Source organism: Cellulosimicrobium sp. ES-005, from assembly GCF_040448685.1.
GTDB lineage: Bacteria > Actinomycetota > Actinomycetes > Actinomycetales > Cellulomonadaceae > Cellulosimicrobium > Cellulosimicrobium cellulans_G.
Genome location: NZ_CP159290.1, coordinates 2,806,956 through 2,823,750, shown reverse-complemented (window position 1 = coordinate 2,823,750; position 16,795 = coordinate 2,806,956). Strand labels below are relative to the sequence as shown.

The following is a 16,795-nucleotide window of genomic DNA, read 5'->3' as shown; positions in this document are numbered from 1 at the left end:
TAGACGGTGTACCTCCCCGACGTTCTTGGAGTACCTCGTGAGCAAGCGGACCTTCCAGCCGAACAACCGGCGCCGGGCGAAGACCCACGGCTTCCGGCTGCGCATGCGGACCCGTGCCGGCCGCGCCATCCTGGCTGCCCGCCGTCGCAAGGGCCGCACCGAGCTCTCTGCCTGATCCCACGTGCTCCCCGCGGCGCACCGACTGCGCCGTTCCGTCGATTTCGAGCGGGCGGTGCGCCGCGGCGTGCGTGCGGGTAGGTCGACCGTGGTCGTGCACCTTTCGGAGGATCTCGAGGGGGATGCGCAGCCACAGGTCGGCTTCGTCGTCTCCAAGGCAGTGGGGAACGCGGTGCACCGCAACCTCGTGAAGCGTCGTCTGCGTGCCGCGGCCGCGGCACGCCTCGACGTGCTCCCCGCGCACGGACGTGCTGTCGTCCGAGCGCTTCCCGCCTCGGCGTCGTCGTCCTTCGACGCCCTGAGCGCCGACCTCGACCGTGGCCTCCAGAACGCGGTCCGGCGACTCCACGAACGCTCGGGCGTGGATCGATGACGACCACGCACCCGGTCGACGCTCCCGGCGTGGAGTCCCCCGAGGACGCCGGCGGAGCTCCCGGCATCGTGCGTCGCGTGGTCGCCGTGCTGCGTCGCGTCCCGGCGCTCACCCTCATCGGCATGATCCGGGCCTACCAGTCGGTGATCTCACCGATGACGGGCCCCACGTGCAAGTACTACCCGTCCTGCTCCCAGTACGCCCTCACGGCGGTGCGTCGTCATGGCGCCCTGCGTGGAACGGGCCTCGCCCTCTGGCGGCTGCTGCGCTGCAACCCCTGGAGCCTCGGTGGGGTCGACGACGTTCCGCCGGCACGACACACGCACTAGTCCCGAGCCCCGTAGCGGGCGATTCACAAGCTTTGTCCGAAGTTGAGGGAGCAGTCACTGATGGACTTCTTCGCGTTCCTCGCCCCGATCGAGTGGGTCGTGGCGTGGATCATGTACCTGTGTCACCAGGGTCTGGTGTTCCTCGGGTTCTCCGACGGCCCGGGCCCCGCGTGGGTCCTGTCGATCGTCGGGCTCGTCATCATCATCCGGATCCTGCTGATCCCACTGTTCTTCAAGCAGATCAAGGCGTCGCGCGGCATGCAGATGCTGCAGCCCGAGATGCAGGCGATCCAGAAGAAGTACAAGGGGAAGACGGACCCGGCGTCCCGTGAGGCGATGAGCCGCGAGACGATGGAGCTCTACCGGAAGCACGGGACGAACCCGTTCGCGTCGTGCATGCCGATCCTGCTGCAGTCGCCGATCTTCTTCGCGCTCTTCCGCGTGCTGAACGGGCTCGTGCCGATCTCCGACGGTTCCGCCAAGCCGATCGGCCCGATCGACGCGTCGGTCGCGTCCGACATCGAGAGCTCGTCCGTGTTCGGGGCCCAGCTCTCCGACGTCTTCCTGCGGACCGACGACCTGCAGACCAAGATCGTCATCGCCGTGCTCATCGTCGCGATGTGCGCCACCACGTTCTTCACGCAGCGCCAGCTCACCATGAAGAACATGCCGAAGGCCGCCCTCGAGGGCCCGATGGCGTCCACGCAGAAGATGATGCTCTACGTCTTCCCGTTCATCTTCGCGGTCTCGGGCGTCAACTTCCCGGTCGGCGTCCTCGTCTACTGGACGACGACGAACCTCTGGTCGATGGGGCAGCAGTTCTACACGATCCGGCGCATGCCTGCGCCGGGCTCCGAGGCCGAGCGCCTGCTCAAGGAGCGTCAGGCTCGCAAGCGTGCCGCGAAGGGCATCGTTGAGGATGCGACGCCCGTGATCGAGCAGCCGCGCGGCCAGCGTCAGCAGCCGAAGCGCAAGGATCGGCAGAAGGGTGCCGCTCCGGCGCGGCCCGCCGCGTCGTCGTCGACGCGCTCTGAGGACGCACCGGTGGAGGACGCGCCCGTGGCTGAGGACGGCCCTGTGACGGACAACGGTGCGAAGGGCTCGTCGTCTCCCGCGACGCCGAAGCCCGCGCCCAAGAAGAAGAAGCAGAAGTAGACCCGCGCCCGAGCGCGCCCGCCGTGAGGAGCACCGTCATGACGCCTACCGAGACCCCCGCGCCCGAAGAGGCCGCCACCGACGAGTCGTCGCGCGAGACCACCCGCCTGGAGGAGGAGGGCGAGATCGCCGCGGACTACCTCGAGGAACTGCTCGATATCGCCGACCTCGACGGTGACATCGACATCGACGTCGAGCACGACCGTGCAGCGGTCGAGATCGTCGCCGACGACCCTGCGGCGTTGCGTTCCCTCGTGGGTGACGGCGGGGAGGTTCTCGACGCTCTTCAGGAGCTGACGCGTCTTGCCGTGCAGGCGCGGACCGGGGAGCGCAGCCGTCTGATGCTCGATGTCGCCGGTTTCCGCGCTGACCGTCGACGTGAGCTCACCGCACGGGCCGAGGAGGCCATCTCCCGCGTCCAGTCGGGCGGTGCGAAGGTCTCGTTGGAGCCGCTGAACGCGTTCGAGCGCAAGGTGATTCACGACGCCGTCGCCGCAGCCGGCCTGCGGAGCGACTCCGAGGGCGTCGAGCCGCAGCGCTACGTGGTGATCTACCCCGCGGACTGACGCCGCTCTCTCCGTGCTCGACGTTCGCCCCTCGTTTCACGTGAAACGAGGGGCGAACGTCGTCGTGGCGACCATATCGCCGGATGTCGGCCCGGACGGGTGGTCGTGAGCATGGCGTCGTCGTGCTCTGGGATGTGGTCGGGGCGTGACGGTACGACCTCCGCAATCCGGCGCCTCCGCATTCCTGGGCGGCTCATGCCGGGATCGACGTCGTGCCTGGTTGACCTCGCGGAGTATGGAGGGTCACCTGCTGAGCGGGAACGCCGCCGGGCGTTTCACGTGAAACGATGTGGCGTGCCCATTGACGAGGAGGCAGAAGAGCCGATGCACGACCAGGCTGACGGCAACGCAGAGCCGGAGATCTCGCGGGAGGCAATGGCCGAGTACTTCGGTGCGTCGTTCCCGACCGTCGAGCGGTTCGCAGACCGGCTGCGTGACGAGGGTGAGCTACGCGGGCTCATCGGGCCCCGCGAGGTCCCCCGCATCTGGGACCGGCACATCCTGAACTCCGCCGCGGTCGTCCCGTTCCTTCCAGAGTCCGGTCTTATCGCGGACATCGGTTCAGGCGCAGGTCTCCCGGGGGTGGTGATCGCCGCGATGCGTCCAGAGGCCACCGTCTACCTGATCGAGCCGATGGAGCGTCGGTGTGCCTGGTTGTCGGAGATCGCGACGGACCTGAACCTCGCGAACATCGAGGTCAAGCGGGGGCGCGCCGAGGAGTACCACGATGCGTTCGAGTGCGATGCCGTGACGTCGCGCGCCGTGGCCGCGTTGGACAAGCTGGTGCGGCTCTCGCTACCGCTCGTCCGACCGGGCGGGGAGATGATCGTCCTCAAGGGTCGAAACGTCATCCGAGAGATCGAGCCCGCCCGCAAGGTACTGCGCCGACTCAAGGGAAGTGAACCCGAGATCGTGGACGCACCGACGATCCCCGGTGTGGAGACCACGACTGTCGTGCGGATCGTGCGGCAGACTGGGTCACGCTGAACCTGTCCCTGTGCGCCGGCGCGGCTGGTGCGACGACACGGGGACGACCCGCGCTCGACCTCCACCGATGAGTGGACCGGACGGCGCATGCTGGGAAGCGACGACGGAGAGGATGAGACGCGTGACGGAAAGCCCTGTCGACCCTGGGGAGCTTCAGGATCGGTCGGCGACCTCACTCTCCCCCGGCGGCGGAGGGGCTCGGAGTTCCGGGAGCGAGGAGGACCGGAGAGCGGCGCTCATGGCAAGCCTGCCGGTCACGGACGATTCGACGCCTCTCGCCGCTCAGCTCGCCGAGGATGCCCGTCGTCGCATCGACCTCCAGGGTCGGCGTTTCCCACGCCCCATATCGACGCGCATCATCACCGTGGCGAACCAGAAGGGCGGCGTGGGGAAGACCACCACGACGGTGAATCTCGCCGCCGGCCTCGCCCTGGCGGGATTGAACGTTCTCGTCATCGACAACGACCCCCAGGGAAACGCCTCCACAGCGCTCGGGGTCGAGCATCGCGCCGGGACCCCGTCCGTCTACGAGGTCCTCGTCGACGGCGACCCGCTGGCCAGCGCTGTGCAACAGTGCCCCGACATCCCGACGCTCTGGTGCGTGCCCGCGACGATCGACCTGTCCGGGGCCGAGATCGAGCTGGTCTCTCTCGTTTCACGTGAAACACGGCTCCGACGTGCCCTCGACGAGTACCTGTCAGAGCGCGAGCGTGAGGGCCTGGCACCGATCGACTACGTCCTGGTGGACTGCCCTCCGAGCCTGGGCCTCCTCACGGTCAATGCGTTCGTCGTCGGTCGGGAAGTGCTCATCCCGATCCAGTGCGAGTACTACGCGCTCGAGGGACTGAGCCAGCTCCTGAAGACGATCGAGCTCATCAAGTCGCACCTCAATCCTGGCCTGCACGTGTCGACGATCCTTCTCACGATGTACGACGGCCGCACCAATCTCGCGCAGCAGGTGGCGGCGGAGGTCCGCGAGCACTTCCCCGACCAGACGCTGAGGACGACTGTCCCGCGCTCGGTCCGCATCTCGGAAGCGCCAAGTCACGGGCAGACGGTGATGACCTACGATCCCGGCTCGACGGGTGCGCTCGCCTATCTCGAGGCCGCGCGCGAGCTGACGCAACGTGGTGCCAACCGGCCGGAGGATCGCGACCTTGATGCGCTCCCGCAGCAGGAGCCGAAGTGGGAGCAAGGTGTCGCCGCCGTGCCCGGCAGCGAGACACAGACGGTCCGAACGGAACACGAGTTCGCCGGCACCATCGGTGGTCCCGGCCTGCGGCAGGAGGAACTGCGATGAGCGAGAAGCGTCGAGGGCTCGGTCGAGGGCTCGGGGCTCTCATCCCGACGAGCTCGGAGGGGAAGCGTCCCGTCGACGTGTTCTTCCCGAGCCCGACGACGGACGAACCGCGGACCGATGAGGTATCGAGTGACGGTGCGGCCACGGCCGCTGCTGCGGCGGCAGACGAGCAGGGCGCCGCGGAGAGCAGCGCGGGCGCCACACCCGTCGTGACCCTGGTCGCCGAGTCCGGTTCGGGGCCCGCTGACGTGGACTCGCTGACCTCGCTCTCTGCCCACGACCTCGCCGAGCTGGACGCGTTGAGCGTGGAGTCTCTGCCCGTGAGCGTCCCCGAGGTCGGGGGCTCGCCGGCCGCGCGCGACGCGGACGACGAGACCGCGGCGCACGACGGCGAGGCTTCCGACGCTGTTTCACGTGAAACGGTGACGGAGACCGCGACGGGTGAGGAAACGACGCGACGTCCTGTCGTCGAGTCGGCATCGGAGATCCCTGCCGGCGAGGACACCGCCGTCTCCCAGGAGTGGACAGGGGGCGCTGCGGACGACCTCGTCCCGGTCCCCGGGGCACGGTTCGCTGAGGTGCCGACAGCGTCCATCCGGCCGAACCCTCGTCAGCCGCGCACGGTCTTCGACGAGGGCGACCTCGACGAGCTAGTGGGATCGATCCGAGAGATCGGTGTCCTTCAGCCGATCGTCGTCCGGCCTGTTCCGGGGGAGGACGGCTCCTTCGAGCTGATCATGGGCGAGCGGCGCTGGCGCGCGACGCAGGCGGCCGGGCTCGACGTGATCCCCGCGATCATCCGCGAGACAGATGACGCGGACCTGCTGCGCGACGCGCTCCTCGAGAACCTGCACCGGAGCGCCCTCAACCCGTTGGAAGAGGCCGCGGCGTATCGCCAGCTGCTCGACGACTTCGGGTGCACCCACGAGGAGCTCGCTGAGCGGATCTCCCGCAGTCGTCCCCAGATCTCGAACACGCTGCGACTGCTGCGGCTCCCGCCGCTCGTACAGCGTCGGGTCGCGGCGGGTGTCCTCTCCGCCGGACATGCCCGCGCCCTGCTCGGCCTGACCGACGGGGCTGAGATCGAGCGTCTCGCTCAGCGCATCGTCGCCGAGGGGCTCTCAGTGCGTGCGACCGAGGAGATCGTCGCGATGGGTAGTCTGGACGGTGAGCGTCGAGCTCCCCGTGCCCCGCGGGCGGGTCAACGCTCCGCCGCGATCGACGAGCTCGCTCACCGGCTCTCGGACCGCTTCGAGACGCGGGTCAAGGTCGACCTCGGCAAGAACAAGGGGCGCCTGACCGTCGAGTTCGCGTCGGTAGAGGACCTCAACCGGATCCTGGACGTCATGGCACCGGACGACCCGGGCCTCCTGCGCAAGTAGTCGGGGAGCATTCGTCTGGGTCTGGGTCTGGGTCTGGGTCTGGGTCTGGGTCTGGGTCTGGGTCGGACCTCGGTCTGGCCCTGGCTTGGGCCCGGCCTGGCCTGGGCTGGCCTGGGCTGGGTCTGGGCCTCGGCGGGCCCTGGCTTGGGCCCGCGCTGGGTCTAGCCGTCTTCGGAGTTGGCTCAGCGTCGGAGGCTCCTGACCGGCCCAACCGCGCCGCGGCAGGCGGGGATGTCCAGATCGGCCTTTCTCACGGCGCTGCGGGCGACAATGGCGGAGTCGGGTCCGTGCGCTGGCCTTGCGCCACGTCGCTGGCGCAGATGAGGAGTTCCCGCAGATCGGTCGTCTCGCGTCGGCGGGCGCGCCCTGGCCCATCATCGTGGGGGAGGGGAGTGCCTCGCCCCCGAACGACGTTGAGAGAGTGTCTGCGGTTGCGCTTCGAGGTGCGGTGTCTGGGAGCACCAGTGGCGCCCGGGTGCCCGTCGCGACGCCGGCACAACCGTCTACACAGCGGTCCGCGTGAAACTCATAGCCGTCGCGGCTCCTGAGGGCTTGGACGTTTCACGTGGAACAGGCGGCGAGAGAGGGATTCGAGCAGCGTGTCGACCCGCCCTCACTGGGTCGGCCGAGTTCCTGTCGAGCCACCTTCGCCGGATCGGTCGAGCAAGGCTCGTCCGAGAGAACTGGCTCGTCGGTGCCCCCGTGGCCGAGCACGTGGTACCTCGCACGGGCATCGCCGGAAGATGACCGCGCCCTTGCGCGCTCTGAGCGCACGGCCGAGCCGAGACGCTGGGTCTCGCCGGAACGCCGCCGTGGCGCGACAAGGCGGGCTGGCCGGAACGTTGCCACGCGACAACAACGTCCGCGCGCCGCGCGAGCTCGAACGATGCCCGCGCGCGCCGCGGGGGCTCGCCCGAACCCCCGACGTACGCAGCACCCAGCCCCTCCTTGCCCGCGGGGTTGCCGCACGTGCACGCCCGGGTCCGCGGCGGCCCCGCCGTCGTCGCGAGGTCGCCCGTCCCGTCAGGGCTCGCGTCGTCGACGACGAGCACTCCTGCGTTCGGCGCCGCCGCAGGCAGGCGTGCGAGCGTGCCCGGGCGGGGGCAGCGTCTCGTCGCACGTGGGTCCAGCGTGTCGCGATCGGAGCGGTGCAGCAGCTTGGGGGCGGCGGCCAGCTCCGTCGTTTCACGTGGAACATCGCGTACCCGGGCACCGCGGGGGTCGTGGCCCGCACAGATCAGCTCTTCGTCCGGCAGCGCATCGGCCGGTTCGGCAACGTGCCCGCGCCGTGCTGCTCGTGATGGCTGGTCGGCAGCGACGAGCACGCGCGGATCAGGGCCACTCGCCGCGCGGCCCGCGTGGGACGCGAGATCCCAGGGGACAGCGCGCCACCGCTTGCCGACCTGGCCTCGATCAGCGGTCGCCGGCATGGCGTCGGCACTTCACGTGGCACCACGGTCGCTGCGCGGTTCCCTGGCGTCGTTTCACGTGAAACCCCGGCCCCAGCCTGGTGCGGGACGACGCCTCAGGTAGCGCAGGATGCGCCTGGCAGGGCGGGATGGATCTCTGTTTCACGTGAAACGGAGTTCCAGCGCCGCGTGGGCGATCGATCGGGACCGTCGTCCACTCACCGAGCCTGCGAAGCGTCGGCGGCACTCGTTCCATATCGCCCCGGTGAGACCTGCCCAGCGCTTTGGCGCGGCAGCAGGGAGCGGATTCCCGCTGAGGGGGATCGTACACCGGCGTGCAGAGGTCCCCACCGGGACCCCAACGCAGCGTCACCGAACAGAGGGGCCCGGGACGACGGTGAGCGGATGGCCCCGGGGCGACGGGCAGGCCGCTGAGGCGCGGACGACGCGAAGCGTCCATGCACTTGGGCAACGACGGCTCCGGAGTGCTCGCATCTCTCCTGTTCCCGCACAGCGGGGGCGCCGGAGTCCGTCGTGGTCGATATCCTGCGTCGAGGCCCGAGGCCCGAGGCCCGAGGCCCGAGGCCCGAGGCCCGAGGCCCGAGGCCCGAGGCCCGAGGCCCGAGGCCCGAGGCCCGAGGCCCGAGGCCCGAGGCCCGAGGCCCGACACTGAAAGGAGCAGTTGCCGAGAAGCGGACTCCGACGGGGCGATGGACTCCGTGCGCCAGGAGACGTAAGTGCCGCTCCCGGCGGAGAGCGGGCGAGATCGCTGTGCACTGAAGCAGGCTCGAATCTCGATCGTGACCAGGCGGTGGGCGGGGATCCGATCCGCCGCGCCCAGGGATCTCCGACCCAGCAGGTGACGGGGCGTCCGTCATACGGCGCCGCGCGAAGAGCGGCGGCACACCGACGAGTGCCTGCTTCGAGCAGGGGCCCTCACCGGCACGCACCCGCCGGTCGTCCGCGCGAGCGCCCTAGGGCGTGTCTCCTTAGTCGCGCAGCCACGGTGTTGCAGGCTGCGGTCGTGGAACGTGGTCGGGAGTTGTCGGACGAGCAGTGGGCAGTGATCGGCCCGTTGATGCCGCAGGTTTCTGGGCGGTCGCGTCCGTGGCGTGATCATCGTCAGGTCATCGAGGGGATCGTTCACCGGTACCGGACCGGGGTCGCGTGGCGTGATCTTCCCGAGCGGTTCGGCCCGTGGCAGACGGTGTGGAAGCGCCACGCGCGGTTCTCCCGTGATGGGACCTGGGACAAGATCCTGACGGCCTCGCAGGCTCGCGCGGACGCGAACGGCGGTATCGACTGGCGGGTGAGCGTGGACTCCACGATCAACCGGGCCCACCAGCACGCAGCGACCTTGCCCCGGACCACAGGGGGCACCGACGAATCACAAGAATCCGGAACGGCGCGAACCGGCTGACCACGCGCTGGGCCGCTCTCGAGGCGGGTTGTCGACGAAGATCCATGCCGCAGTCGACGGCTACGGGCGACCGCTCGCAGTGCTCGTGGGACCAGGCCAGGGCGGCGACGCGCCGATGTGCCTGCCCCTGCTGGACGCGATCCGAGTCCCACGCGCGAGTGCCGGGCGCCCGCGCACCACCCCGGACGCCGTGTTGGGCGACAGGGCCTACTCCTCGCGCGCGATCCGTGCCGAGCTGCGCCGGCGCGGCATCGTCGCGGTCATCCCCGAACCGCGCGACCAGCAAGCCCACCGGCGCAGGCGTGGGTCACGCGGCGGTCGCCCCGTGACCTACGACCCCGTCGCCTACCGGGGCCGCAACACGATCGAGCGGTTCTTCAACCGCATCAAGCAATGGCGAGCACTTGCGACCTGCTACGACAAGCACGCCGTGATCTACCGTGGCGCGGTGGTGCTCGCCGCTCTGCTCCTGTGGTTTGAGAACTGACGCGAGTACGTTTCCCTCATGGACTGGGTCGATGATCCGCTCGCGCCTTGGAGAGCACTGGAGGCGCAGCGCGAAGCCCTCCCGCTCGAGGACCAGGCAGTCTTCATCCTCATCTGCGTCGAGAGCATCCTGTCGATGCACCCGGCACGAGACGCCGCAGGCCAGGAGTATCTCCACGCCATCTGGGACGCGATCGGCGCAGACCGTTCAGAGCTCTCAACGATCGCCGAGGCCCTCGCCCAGCGCCCAGACATCGACGACCACGATGAGCTGGCCGCCCTTCTCCATGCGGTCGAGGCCCTCCGCGGATCCCACGACGCCGCGGCATGGGGCGCCCGCCGCCTTCTCGACGACGCCTACGAACGCACCCCTAGAGACGGCAGCGACGCCTTCTTCCCACCGCTTGCCGATGACACGGCGCACGAAGTCGTCCAGGACGAGCTCCGCTGGCAGCGCTCAGTCCTCACATCACTAAGCGCGAGCGACCATGCAGCGCGAATCGCAGACCTACGCGCGCAAGCACAGACTCGCGGCGCGGCCAGTCACTAGGGAGACGCGCCTTAGGGGAGCGAGCATCGAACGTGTGCGAGCGCTCTGCCGAAGCGAGCGTCGACCGTGTGCCGAGCCGGGGGCGTCGAAGCGGACTGGACGCCGCTCGGCCCATGTTGCGATCGCGACCGAGGTGACCATTTCATCGCCGCGGGGGTCGACTTCCGCCACTGTGGGGCCTCAGCACGACCCGACCACGTCGGGTGGAGGACCAGGGAGAAAGTACCGTCGTCCAGACTGACGACGACGTCATCCGAGTGCCAGGAGGGAGGCTCGACGCGTGCGATCCGTCCCGCGAGCTCGTGGCCCGGACTCAGCTACCGCTCGAGCTCGCAGAGCTCAGCAGCCCAGTCCTCCGCGGGTCGTCCCGGACCTCGCCGCCGCCGCTCGCTGCCCGAGGGCCTGAGCCCCACCACGGATCGATCCCGCCATCGCCCCGTGACGAGAGGCGCATCGTCCGCCGAGCACCGGATCGGAAAGCCTCGAGGTCGGGGGCGAGGACGGCGGCGAGGACGGTCCGGCGCCGGCGAGAGCCCATCGACACTCGACGTTCCACGTGAAACACGGCGCGCACGGCGCGCACGGGGCGCACGGGGCGCACGGGGCGCACGGGGCGCCGCGGCGGTCGAGGACGCTCAGCGGCGCACGTGGGTGTGGACGAGCGAGCGGTAGAGGTGACCCAGATCGAGGCCGGCGGCACGCGCGGCCTGGGGGAGGAGCGACGTCTCGGTCATGCCCGGTGCGACGTTGACCTCGAGGAACTGCACCACTCCGTCGGGGTCGAGGATGACGTCCGTGCGGGAGAGGTCGCGCAGCCCGAGCGCAGCGTGCGCACGCACCGCGACCTCGCGGACGATGTCCAGCACGTCGTCGTCCAGACGTGCGGGGGCGAAGTACTCGGTCCGCCCGGGGTTGTACCGCGCGTCGAAGTCGTACGTGCCCGTCGTGACGATCTCGACCGGGGGCAGCGCCTCGGGACCGCTGCCGACGTCGACGACGCTGACCGCGAGCTCGACGCCACGCACCGCGCGCTCGATCAGGGCGACGTCCCCGTAGGCGAAGCAGTCGACCATGGCGCGCGGGAGCTGGTCCGCTCGCTCGACCAGGGTGACACCGAGCGCCGAACCGCCATGGGTCGGCTTGACGACGAGGGGGAGGCCGAGCCGGGCCACGACCGCGTCCAGGACGGGCTGGGCGCCGAGCTCGCGGAAGAGGCTCTGGGGGAGGGTCACGTACTCGGGCGTGCACAGGCCCGCGCCGAGCACGACGCTCTTCGCGACGGGCTTGCTCCACGCCGAGCGGCTCTCCCGCGGTCCGGTCCCCACGTAGGGCACGCCGACGAGCTCGAGCACGTCGCGGATGGAGCCGTCCTCGCCGCTCGCGCCGTGCAGGAGCGGCCACACGACATCAGGGCGGGTCGCATCGAGGAACGGGAGGAGGTCCGCGTCGACGTCGTGGACCGTCACCTCGAGGCCGGCAGCGCGCAGGCTCTCGGCGACGCGGCGTCCGGACCGCAACGAGACGTCGCGCTCGTGGGACAGCCCGCCCGCGAGGATGACCACGTGGTTGCCCGCGGGCACCTCGTCATCGGGCCGGAGAAGGCGAAGGTGCTGGTCAGGGCGTTGCGCGTCGGTCTCGGCCGCGCCACCGGCCTCGTCCGCCGTCGTCGGGGTGCTCGTGGTCGTGTCCACTGTTGACGGACTCCTGTTCGGTGCCGGCGTCGCCCGGTAGGGTCCGCTCGGCGTCGTGGTGTAAGAGCTTCAGGCCAGGTCGGGCGACGGGTTCTCGACGTCCGTGACGTCAGGGTCGAGCTCGGCGTTCGTCCCGAAGATCTCGACGAGCTCCTGCTCGGCGTTGACGACGCCGGCGAGGCGCCGAACTCCCTCACGGATCCGCTCGGGGGTCGGGAAGCAGTACGAGAGGCGCACGTGGCTCGAGCCCGTGCCGTCCGCGTAGAACGCCGTCCCGGGGACGTAGGCGACGCGGGCCGTCACGGCGCGCGGCAGCATCGATCGGGCGTCGAGGCCCTCGGGGAGCTGCACCCACGTGTAGAAGCCACCGTCCGGGACGGTCCAGCGGGCCGACGGGAGATGCTCCGAGAGCGCACCGATCATCGCGTCGCGCCGCTCCCGGTAGAGCTCGCGGAACTGCTTGATCTGGCCCTTCCAGTCGCACGTGTCGAGGTAGGCGGCGATCGCGAGCTGTGACGCGTTGGAGGGGCACAGGATCGCCGACTCGCTTGCGAGCACGAGCTTCTCGCGCACCGCGTGCGGCGCGACCACCCAGCCGACCCGGTACCCGGGGGCGAAGGTCTTGGAGAAGGACCCGAGATAGAGGACGCCGTCCTCGTCGAGCGACCGCAGCGCGGGGAGCGTCTGGCCGTCGAAGCCGAGGAGCCCGTAGGGGTTGTCCTCGATGACGAGGACGCCGTAGCGCTGCGCGATCTCCAGGATGCGCGGGCGGCGCTCCGCAGTGAGGGTCACACCGGCGGGGTTGTGGAAGTTGGGCACGGTGTAGAGCAGCTTGACGCGTCGGCCGTCGGCGGCGAGACGGGCGAGCGTCTCCTCCAGCGCCTCGGGGACGAGGCCGTGCTCGTCGAGGGGCACGTGGACGACGTCGGCCTGGTACGACCGGAACACGCCGAGGGCGCCGACGTAACTCGGTGCCTCGGCGACGACGACGTCACCGGGGTCGACGAAGATCCGGGTCACGAGGTCCAGGGCCTGCTGCGAGCCCGTCGTCACGACCACGTCGTCGGGGTGGCACTCGATCCCCTCGAGCCGGACCACGTCGAGGATCTGCTCGCGGAGCGTCTCGTCGCCCTGCCCGGACCCGTACTGGAGCGCGGTCGCGCCGCGCGTCGCGACGAGCCGCTGCATGGTGTCGGCGATCTGGTCGAGCGGGAGTCCTTCGAGGTACGGCATCCCGCCGGCGAGCGACACGACCTCGGGGCGGTTCGCCACGGCGAACAGCGCCCGGATCTCCGACGCTCGCATCCCGTGCGCTCGCTCTGCGTAGGCACCGAACCACGGGTCGAGGCGGGTGCCGCCGGGAGCGGGCTGCTGCGGGGGAGTCGTCGGTCCAGTCACGACCCCCAGTGTCGCACGGTGCATCGGGGGATCCCGTGAAGACGCCGGAGGGCGGACCGCGGTGCGCGCGGTCCGCCCTCCGGGCAGTGATCGGGTGCGGCTCAGACCGCCGTGGCGAGCACGGCGTCGATCTCCTCGGTGAGCGCGCGCTTGGGGCGCGCCCCGATGATCGACTTCTGCAGTTCGCCGCCCACGTAGACGTTCAGCGTCGGGATCGACACGATCCCGTAGGCACCGGTCGTCTCGGGGTTGGCGTCCGTGTCGAGCTTGGCGATCTTGATCTTGCCGTCGTACTCCTCGGCGAGCTCTTCGAGGATCGGCGCGACCTGGCGGCACGGGCCGCACCACGTCGCCCAGAAGTCGACGAGGACGGGGACCTCGGACTCGAGGACCTCGGCACGGAACGTGTCGTCGGTGACCGGAACGGTCGGCATGGTGACCTCCTGCGGTAGGACTCGGTGGGTGAGGGACGCTCAGGCCTGCAGCTCGGCGAGCGCCTCGGGCAGCTCGTCGGGGTTCGGCGTGGTCGGCGTGCCGGCGAGGTCCTCCAGGCCGGCGGCGTCGGCGAGCTCGGTGAGGTAGCGCTGCGCGTCGAGCGCGGCCGCGCAGCCGGAGCCCGCCGCCGTGATGGCCTGGCGGTAGGTGTGGTCGACGGCGTCGCCGCACGCGAACACGCCCTCGAGGTTGGTCGCGGTGGTGCGCCCGACGACCTGGATGTAGCCCTCGTCGTCCAGGTCGATCTGTCCCTTGACGAGCTCGGTGCGGGGCTCGTGCCCGATCGCGACGAACAGGCCCGTCGCGGGGAGCTCGCGCTCCTCGCCGGTCACGGTGTCGCGCAGGGTCACGCCCTCGACCTTGTTCTCGCCGTCGATCCCGGTGACCTCGCTGTTCCAGGCGAACTCGATCTTCGGGTCGTTCAGGGCTCGGTCGGCCATGATCTTCGAGGCGCGCAGCTCGTCGCGACGGTGCACCAGGGTCACCTTCTCGGCGAAGCGGGTGAGGAACGTGGCCTCCTCCATCGCGGAGTCCCCGCCGCCGACGACGGCGATGTGCTGGTCGCGGAAGAAGAACCCGTCGCACGTCGCGCACCACGAGACGCCGCGGCCGGACAGGCGCTTCTCGTCGTCCAGGCCGAGCTCACGGTACGCGGACCCGGTCGCGAGGATGACGGCGCGGGCACGGTAGGTGTCGCCGTTGCCCGTCACGACGGTCTTGACCGGGCCCTCGAGGTCCAGCAGCGTGGCGTCGTCCCACTCGATGCGCGCGCCGAACCGCTCGGCCTGCTTGCGCATGTTCTCCATGAGGTCGGGGCCCATGATCCCGTCGGGGAACCCGGGGAAGTTCTCGACGTCCGTCGTGTTCATCAGCGCGCCACCGGCGGTGACCGAGCCCGCGAGCACGAGCGGGGCCAGCCCCGCGCGCGCCGCGTAGATCGCCGCGGTGTACCCCGCGGGACCGGACCCGACGACGATCAGGTTCTGGACGGCAGACTGCTCGGTCACGTGCTCTCCTCGATGCTCGGTGCGTGGCGGCCGACCACGCGAGAGTGTGAACGCCGCTGGGGCGGCTTCTGTTCCACGGTACGGGTGTTCGGCACGCTACGGGGACCGGGCGCACGGCGCGCGGGCCGTCCACGCACCGTGGGTGGGTGACGGCCGGACCGGGGTCAGGTCCTCCGGCGACCGGAGGTCAGGAGATGAGGATCTCGTTGATCTCCGCGCGGAACTCCCCGGACGGGTTCTGCGGCAGCTCGGTGAACCACAGCACGATCGACTCCGCCTCGACGGGCTGGTCGAACGTGAACTCCGCACCGGGGGCGAGCGGCCCGGAGGCGAGGACCGGGCCCTCCGTGGGGGCGTCCGGGCTCGTGGCACGGATCTCGACGTTGCCGCCGGTGACGGCCGTGTCGAGCACGACCGTCGAGACCGGCGCCTTCTCCTCGAGCGTGACCGCGAACCCGATCCCGGTGCGCAGGCCGGCGAAGTTGGCGGCGTTGTACCGGCGCGAGAACCACGTGGTGTCGGGCTGCTGGTCGTAGGCGAGCGGGGCGAGCTCGGGGTGCTCCCCGTCGTTGTTCCCGGAGGCGTCGCCCTCGGGGTCCAGGGCCTGGCCCGAGGCGATCACGGGACGGACCTCCGTCGCCGGGGGCGCCTGCTCCCCCTCCGCGGTCTCTCCGTCACCCTCGGACGGGGCCTGCGACCCCTCGCCCGTGGGCTCCTCCTCGCTCGTCTGCAGAGCAGGCCCGAAGCCGTCGAACGCCGTGCCGACCGCCCACACGACACCCCAGACCACGAGGCCGAGGACGAGGACGAGGACGATCGGGGTCGCGTTGAAGCGGCGGGGACCGCGTCGGCGGGGTGCGGGCTCGCTCCAGGCCTGCGGCTCCTCCGTGACCGGGGGCACGGGCGGCGGCGCGGCCGCGTACTGGACGGGCGTTGCGCCGGCGTCGTACCCGACGGGCGGCGGGGGGACCGCGTAGGCCGCGGTCGCCGGGTCCGGTGCCGGCGGCGGGACCGCGGCGGTCGCACCCGTGGCGGCCCCGGCGGCGTACGCGACGCCCGGACCGGCGGACCCGGGCACGTCCCCCACGCGGTGGATGCGTCCGGTGGTCGGTCGTCGGACCGGGGGTGCGGGGGGAGGCGTGCCCGGGGGGGCGCTCGTCGCGCCGTCGAACGCCGTGCGGACGGACTGGCGGCTCACGCCCGCCGTCGCGGGCTGCACGAAGGACGGCAGGGCGGCGACGACCGAGACCTCGCCCCAGGGCTCGACCGCGCCGACGACGTCCGCGGGGGAGCGGGGCGCGTCGCCCGCAGGCGGTGCCGTCCACTCCTCCGCCGTGCCCTGCGTGCCGGCGAAGGCACGCGCGCAGAGCGCGTCGAGCTCGGCCGGGACGTCGGGGCGGACGGCGGAGAGCGGCAGGATCTCGTCGCCCGCGCGCTGCGCGGGCAGCGGGTGGATGGCGTCGGGGGCGATCCAGGGCACGTCGAGGGACGGCCCGGCCCAGCGCGCGGTCATCGCGTAGTAGAGGAGGGCGACGAGCCCGACGGCGTCGGTGCGCGACGTCAGGTCGGCGTCGTGCTGGTCGTGCCCGGCCACTCCCGCGTCGAGGCCGAGGCCGGTGAGGAGGACGCGGCTGCCGTCGACGCGGACCGCGTCGGGTCGCAGCGCGAGGTGGTGGACCCCCCGTCGGCGGGCGACCTCGAGCGCGGCCGCGGCCTCGCCGACGATCGCGCGGGCCTGCTGCGGGTCGACGATGCCGCCCGCGACGACCTCGCTCAGCGTGATGCCCGTGTACCGCTCGGTCACGACGTACGCGACGCCGTCCTCCGTCCCGACGTCGAGGACGCGGGTCAGGCGCGGGTCGACGACGAGCGCGGCGCGCCGGGCGGAGTCGAGGGCGTCGGCGACGTGCGCGCCGGAGACCAGCGAGATCCGGACGGGCCGGTCGAGGATCTGGTCGTGCGCCGACCATGCGGTGACGTCCGACAGGTCGGACGCGAGCTGCTCGTCGAGCCGGTAGCGCGCGACGAGCAGCGTTCCTGGGGCCACGCCGTTCACCGGACCTCCTCCGT

The 16,795-nt window shown here is 70.9% G+C and carries 16 protein-coding genes; 11 read left to right on the top strand and 5 right to left on the bottom strand.

Annotated features, from left to right (window positions below):
- Positions 1-37 precede the first annotated feature (37 nt).
- From rpmH to ABRQ22_RS12340, 11 genes are all read left to right on the top strand, one after another.
- Positions 38-175 (top strand): 50S ribosomal protein L34, encoded by a 138-nt coding sequence (gene rpmH / locus ABRQ22_RS12390; RefSeq protein ID WP_034225701.1) that lies wholly within the window; start codon positions 38-40, stop codon positions 173-175.
- 6 nt (positions 176-181) lie between these two features.
- Positions 182-550, top strand: a complete 369-nt coding sequence (gene rnpA, locus ABRQ22_RS12385; RefSeq protein WP_253051589.1) for a ribonuclease P protein component — start codon at positions 182-184, stop codon at positions 548-550.
- Positions 547-879 (top strand): membrane protein insertion efficiency factor YidD, encoded by a 333-nt coding sequence (gene yidD, locus ABRQ22_RS12380; RefSeq protein WP_253051588.1) that lies wholly within the window; start codon positions 547-549, stop codon positions 877-879. Before rnpA ends, yidD begins: the two co-directional genes overlap by 4 nt.
- 60 nt (positions 880-939) lie before the next feature.
- The gene (gene yidC, locus ABRQ22_RS12375) at positions 940-2,034 is read left to right on the top strand and encodes a membrane protein insertase YidC (protein ID WP_353706949.1); all 1,095 of its coding nucleotides are present in this window, start codon (positions 940-942) and stop codon (positions 2,032-2,034) included.
- Positions 2,035-2,072: 38 nt separating this feature from the next.
- Positions 2,073-2,600, top strand: a complete 528-nt coding sequence (locus tag ABRQ22_RS12370) for a R3H domain-containing nucleic acid-binding protein (RefSeq protein ID WP_253052476.1) — start codon at positions 2,073-2,075, stop codon at positions 2,598-2,600.
- A gap of 294 nt (positions 2,601-2,894) precedes the next feature.
- The gene (gene rsmG / locus ABRQ22_RS12365) at positions 2,895-3,587 is read left to right on the top strand and encodes a 16S rRNA (guanine(527)-N(7))-methyltransferase RsmG (RefSeq protein WP_308202288.1); all 693 of its coding nucleotides are present in this window, start codon (positions 2,895-2,897) and stop codon (positions 3,585-3,587) included.
- A 238-nt stretch (positions 3,588-3,825) separates the two neighbouring features.
- Positions 3,826-4,887 carry a ParA family protein gene (locus tag ABRQ22_RS12360; RefSeq protein ID WP_353706948.1) on the top strand — a complete coding sequence of 354 codons (1,062 nt, stop codon included), beginning with the start codon at positions 3,826-3,828 and terminating at the stop codon, positions 4,885-4,887.
- Complete coding sequence (locus tag ABRQ22_RS12355) at positions 4,884-6,269, top strand: ParB/RepB/Spo0J family partition protein (protein WP_353706947.1); 1,386 nt, start codon at positions 4,884-4,886, stop codon at positions 6,267-6,269. Before ABRQ22_RS12360 ends, ABRQ22_RS12355 begins: the two co-directional genes overlap by 4 nt.
- Positions 6,270-7,417: 1,148 nt before the next feature.
- Positions 7,418-7,570, top strand: coding sequence for a hypothetical protein (locus tag ABRQ22_RS12350; RefSeq protein WP_353706946.1), 153 nt, complete (start codon positions 7,418-7,420; stop codon positions 7,568-7,570).
- A 1,186-nt stretch (positions 7,571-8,756) separates the two neighbouring features.
- Positions 8,757-9,585 (top strand): IS5 family transposase gene (locus tag ABRQ22_RS12345; protein ID WP_353709549.1). Its coding sequence is split into 2 segments (ribosomal slippage): positions 8,757-9,049 and positions 9,048-9,585, totalling 831 coding nucleotides; the frame shifts between segments, so codons are not numbered across the junction.
- An 18-nt stretch (positions 9,586-9,603) separates the two neighbouring features.
- Positions 9,604-10,134, top strand: a complete 531-nt coding sequence (locus tag ABRQ22_RS12340) for a hypothetical protein (protein WP_353706945.1) — start codon at positions 9,604-9,606, stop codon at positions 10,132-10,134.
- A gap of 635 nt (positions 10,135-10,769) precedes the next feature.
- Here ABRQ22_RS12340 and ABRQ22_RS12335 read toward each other — a convergent pair.
- From ABRQ22_RS12335 to ABRQ22_RS12315, 5 genes are all read right to left on the bottom strand, one after another.
- On the bottom strand, positions 10,770-11,714 hold the full coding sequence (locus tag ABRQ22_RS12335; RefSeq protein WP_353709548.1) for a D-alanine--D-alanine ligase: 945 nt from the start codon (positions 11,712-11,714) through the stop codon (positions 10,770-10,772).
- 180 nt (positions 11,715-11,894) lie between these two features.
- Positions 11,895-13,223: a PLP-dependent aminotransferase family protein gene (locus ABRQ22_RS12330; RefSeq protein ID WP_308202287.1), complete on the bottom strand. Its 1,329-nt coding sequence runs from the start codon at positions 13,221-13,223 to the stop codon at positions 11,895-11,897.
- A gap of 101 nt (positions 13,224-13,324) precedes the next feature.
- Positions 13,325-13,657 carry a thioredoxin gene (trxA, locus tag ABRQ22_RS12325; protein ID WP_087470418.1) on the bottom strand — a complete coding sequence of 111 codons (333 nt, stop codon included), beginning with the start codon at positions 13,655-13,657 and terminating at the stop codon, positions 13,325-13,327.
- A gap of 39 nt (positions 13,658-13,696) precedes the next feature.
- Positions 13,697-14,725, bottom strand: a complete 1,029-nt coding sequence (gene trxB, locus ABRQ22_RS12320; RefSeq protein ID WP_353706944.1) for a thioredoxin-disulfide reductase — start codon at positions 14,723-14,725, stop codon at positions 13,697-13,699.
- 187 nt (positions 14,726-14,912) lie between these two features.
- Positions 14,913-16,781 (bottom strand): protein kinase family protein, encoded by a 1,869-nt coding sequence (locus ABRQ22_RS12315; RefSeq protein WP_353706943.1) that lies wholly within the window; start codon positions 16,779-16,781, stop codon positions 14,913-14,915.
- Positions 16,782-16,795: the final 14 nt, after the last annotated feature.

What these genes read in the sequence shown, in the direction of transcription:
- yidD (WP_253051588.1), top strand. Translation starts at nt 547, where the DNA reads ATGACGACCACGCACCCGGTCGACGCTCCCGGCGTGGAGTCCCCCGAG.
- yidC (WP_353706949.1), top strand. Translation starts at nt 940, where the DNA reads ATGGACTTCTTCGCGTTCCTCGCCCCGATCGAGTGGGTCGTGGCGTGG.
- ABRQ22_RS12370 (WP_253052476.1), top strand. Translation starts at nt 2,073, where the DNA reads ATGACGCCTACCGAGACCCCCGCGCCCGAAGAGGCCGCCACCGACGAG.
- ABRQ22_RS12360 (WP_353706948.1), top strand. Translation starts at nt 3,826, where the DNA reads ATGGCAAGCCTGCCGGTCACGGACGATTCGACGCCTCTCGCCGCTCAG.
- ABRQ22_RS12355 (WP_353706947.1), top strand. Translation starts at nt 4,884, where the DNA reads ATGAGCGAGAAGCGTCGAGGGCTCGGTCGAGGGCTCGGGGCTCTCATC.
- ABRQ22_RS12340 (WP_353706945.1), top strand. Translation starts at nt 9,604, where the DNA reads ATGGACTGGGTCGATGATCCGCTCGCGCCTTGGAGAGCACTGGAGGCG.
- trxA (WP_087470418.1), bottom strand. Translation starts at nt 13,657, where the DNA reads ATGCCGACCGTTCCGGTCACCGACGACACGTTCCGTGCCGAGGTCCTC.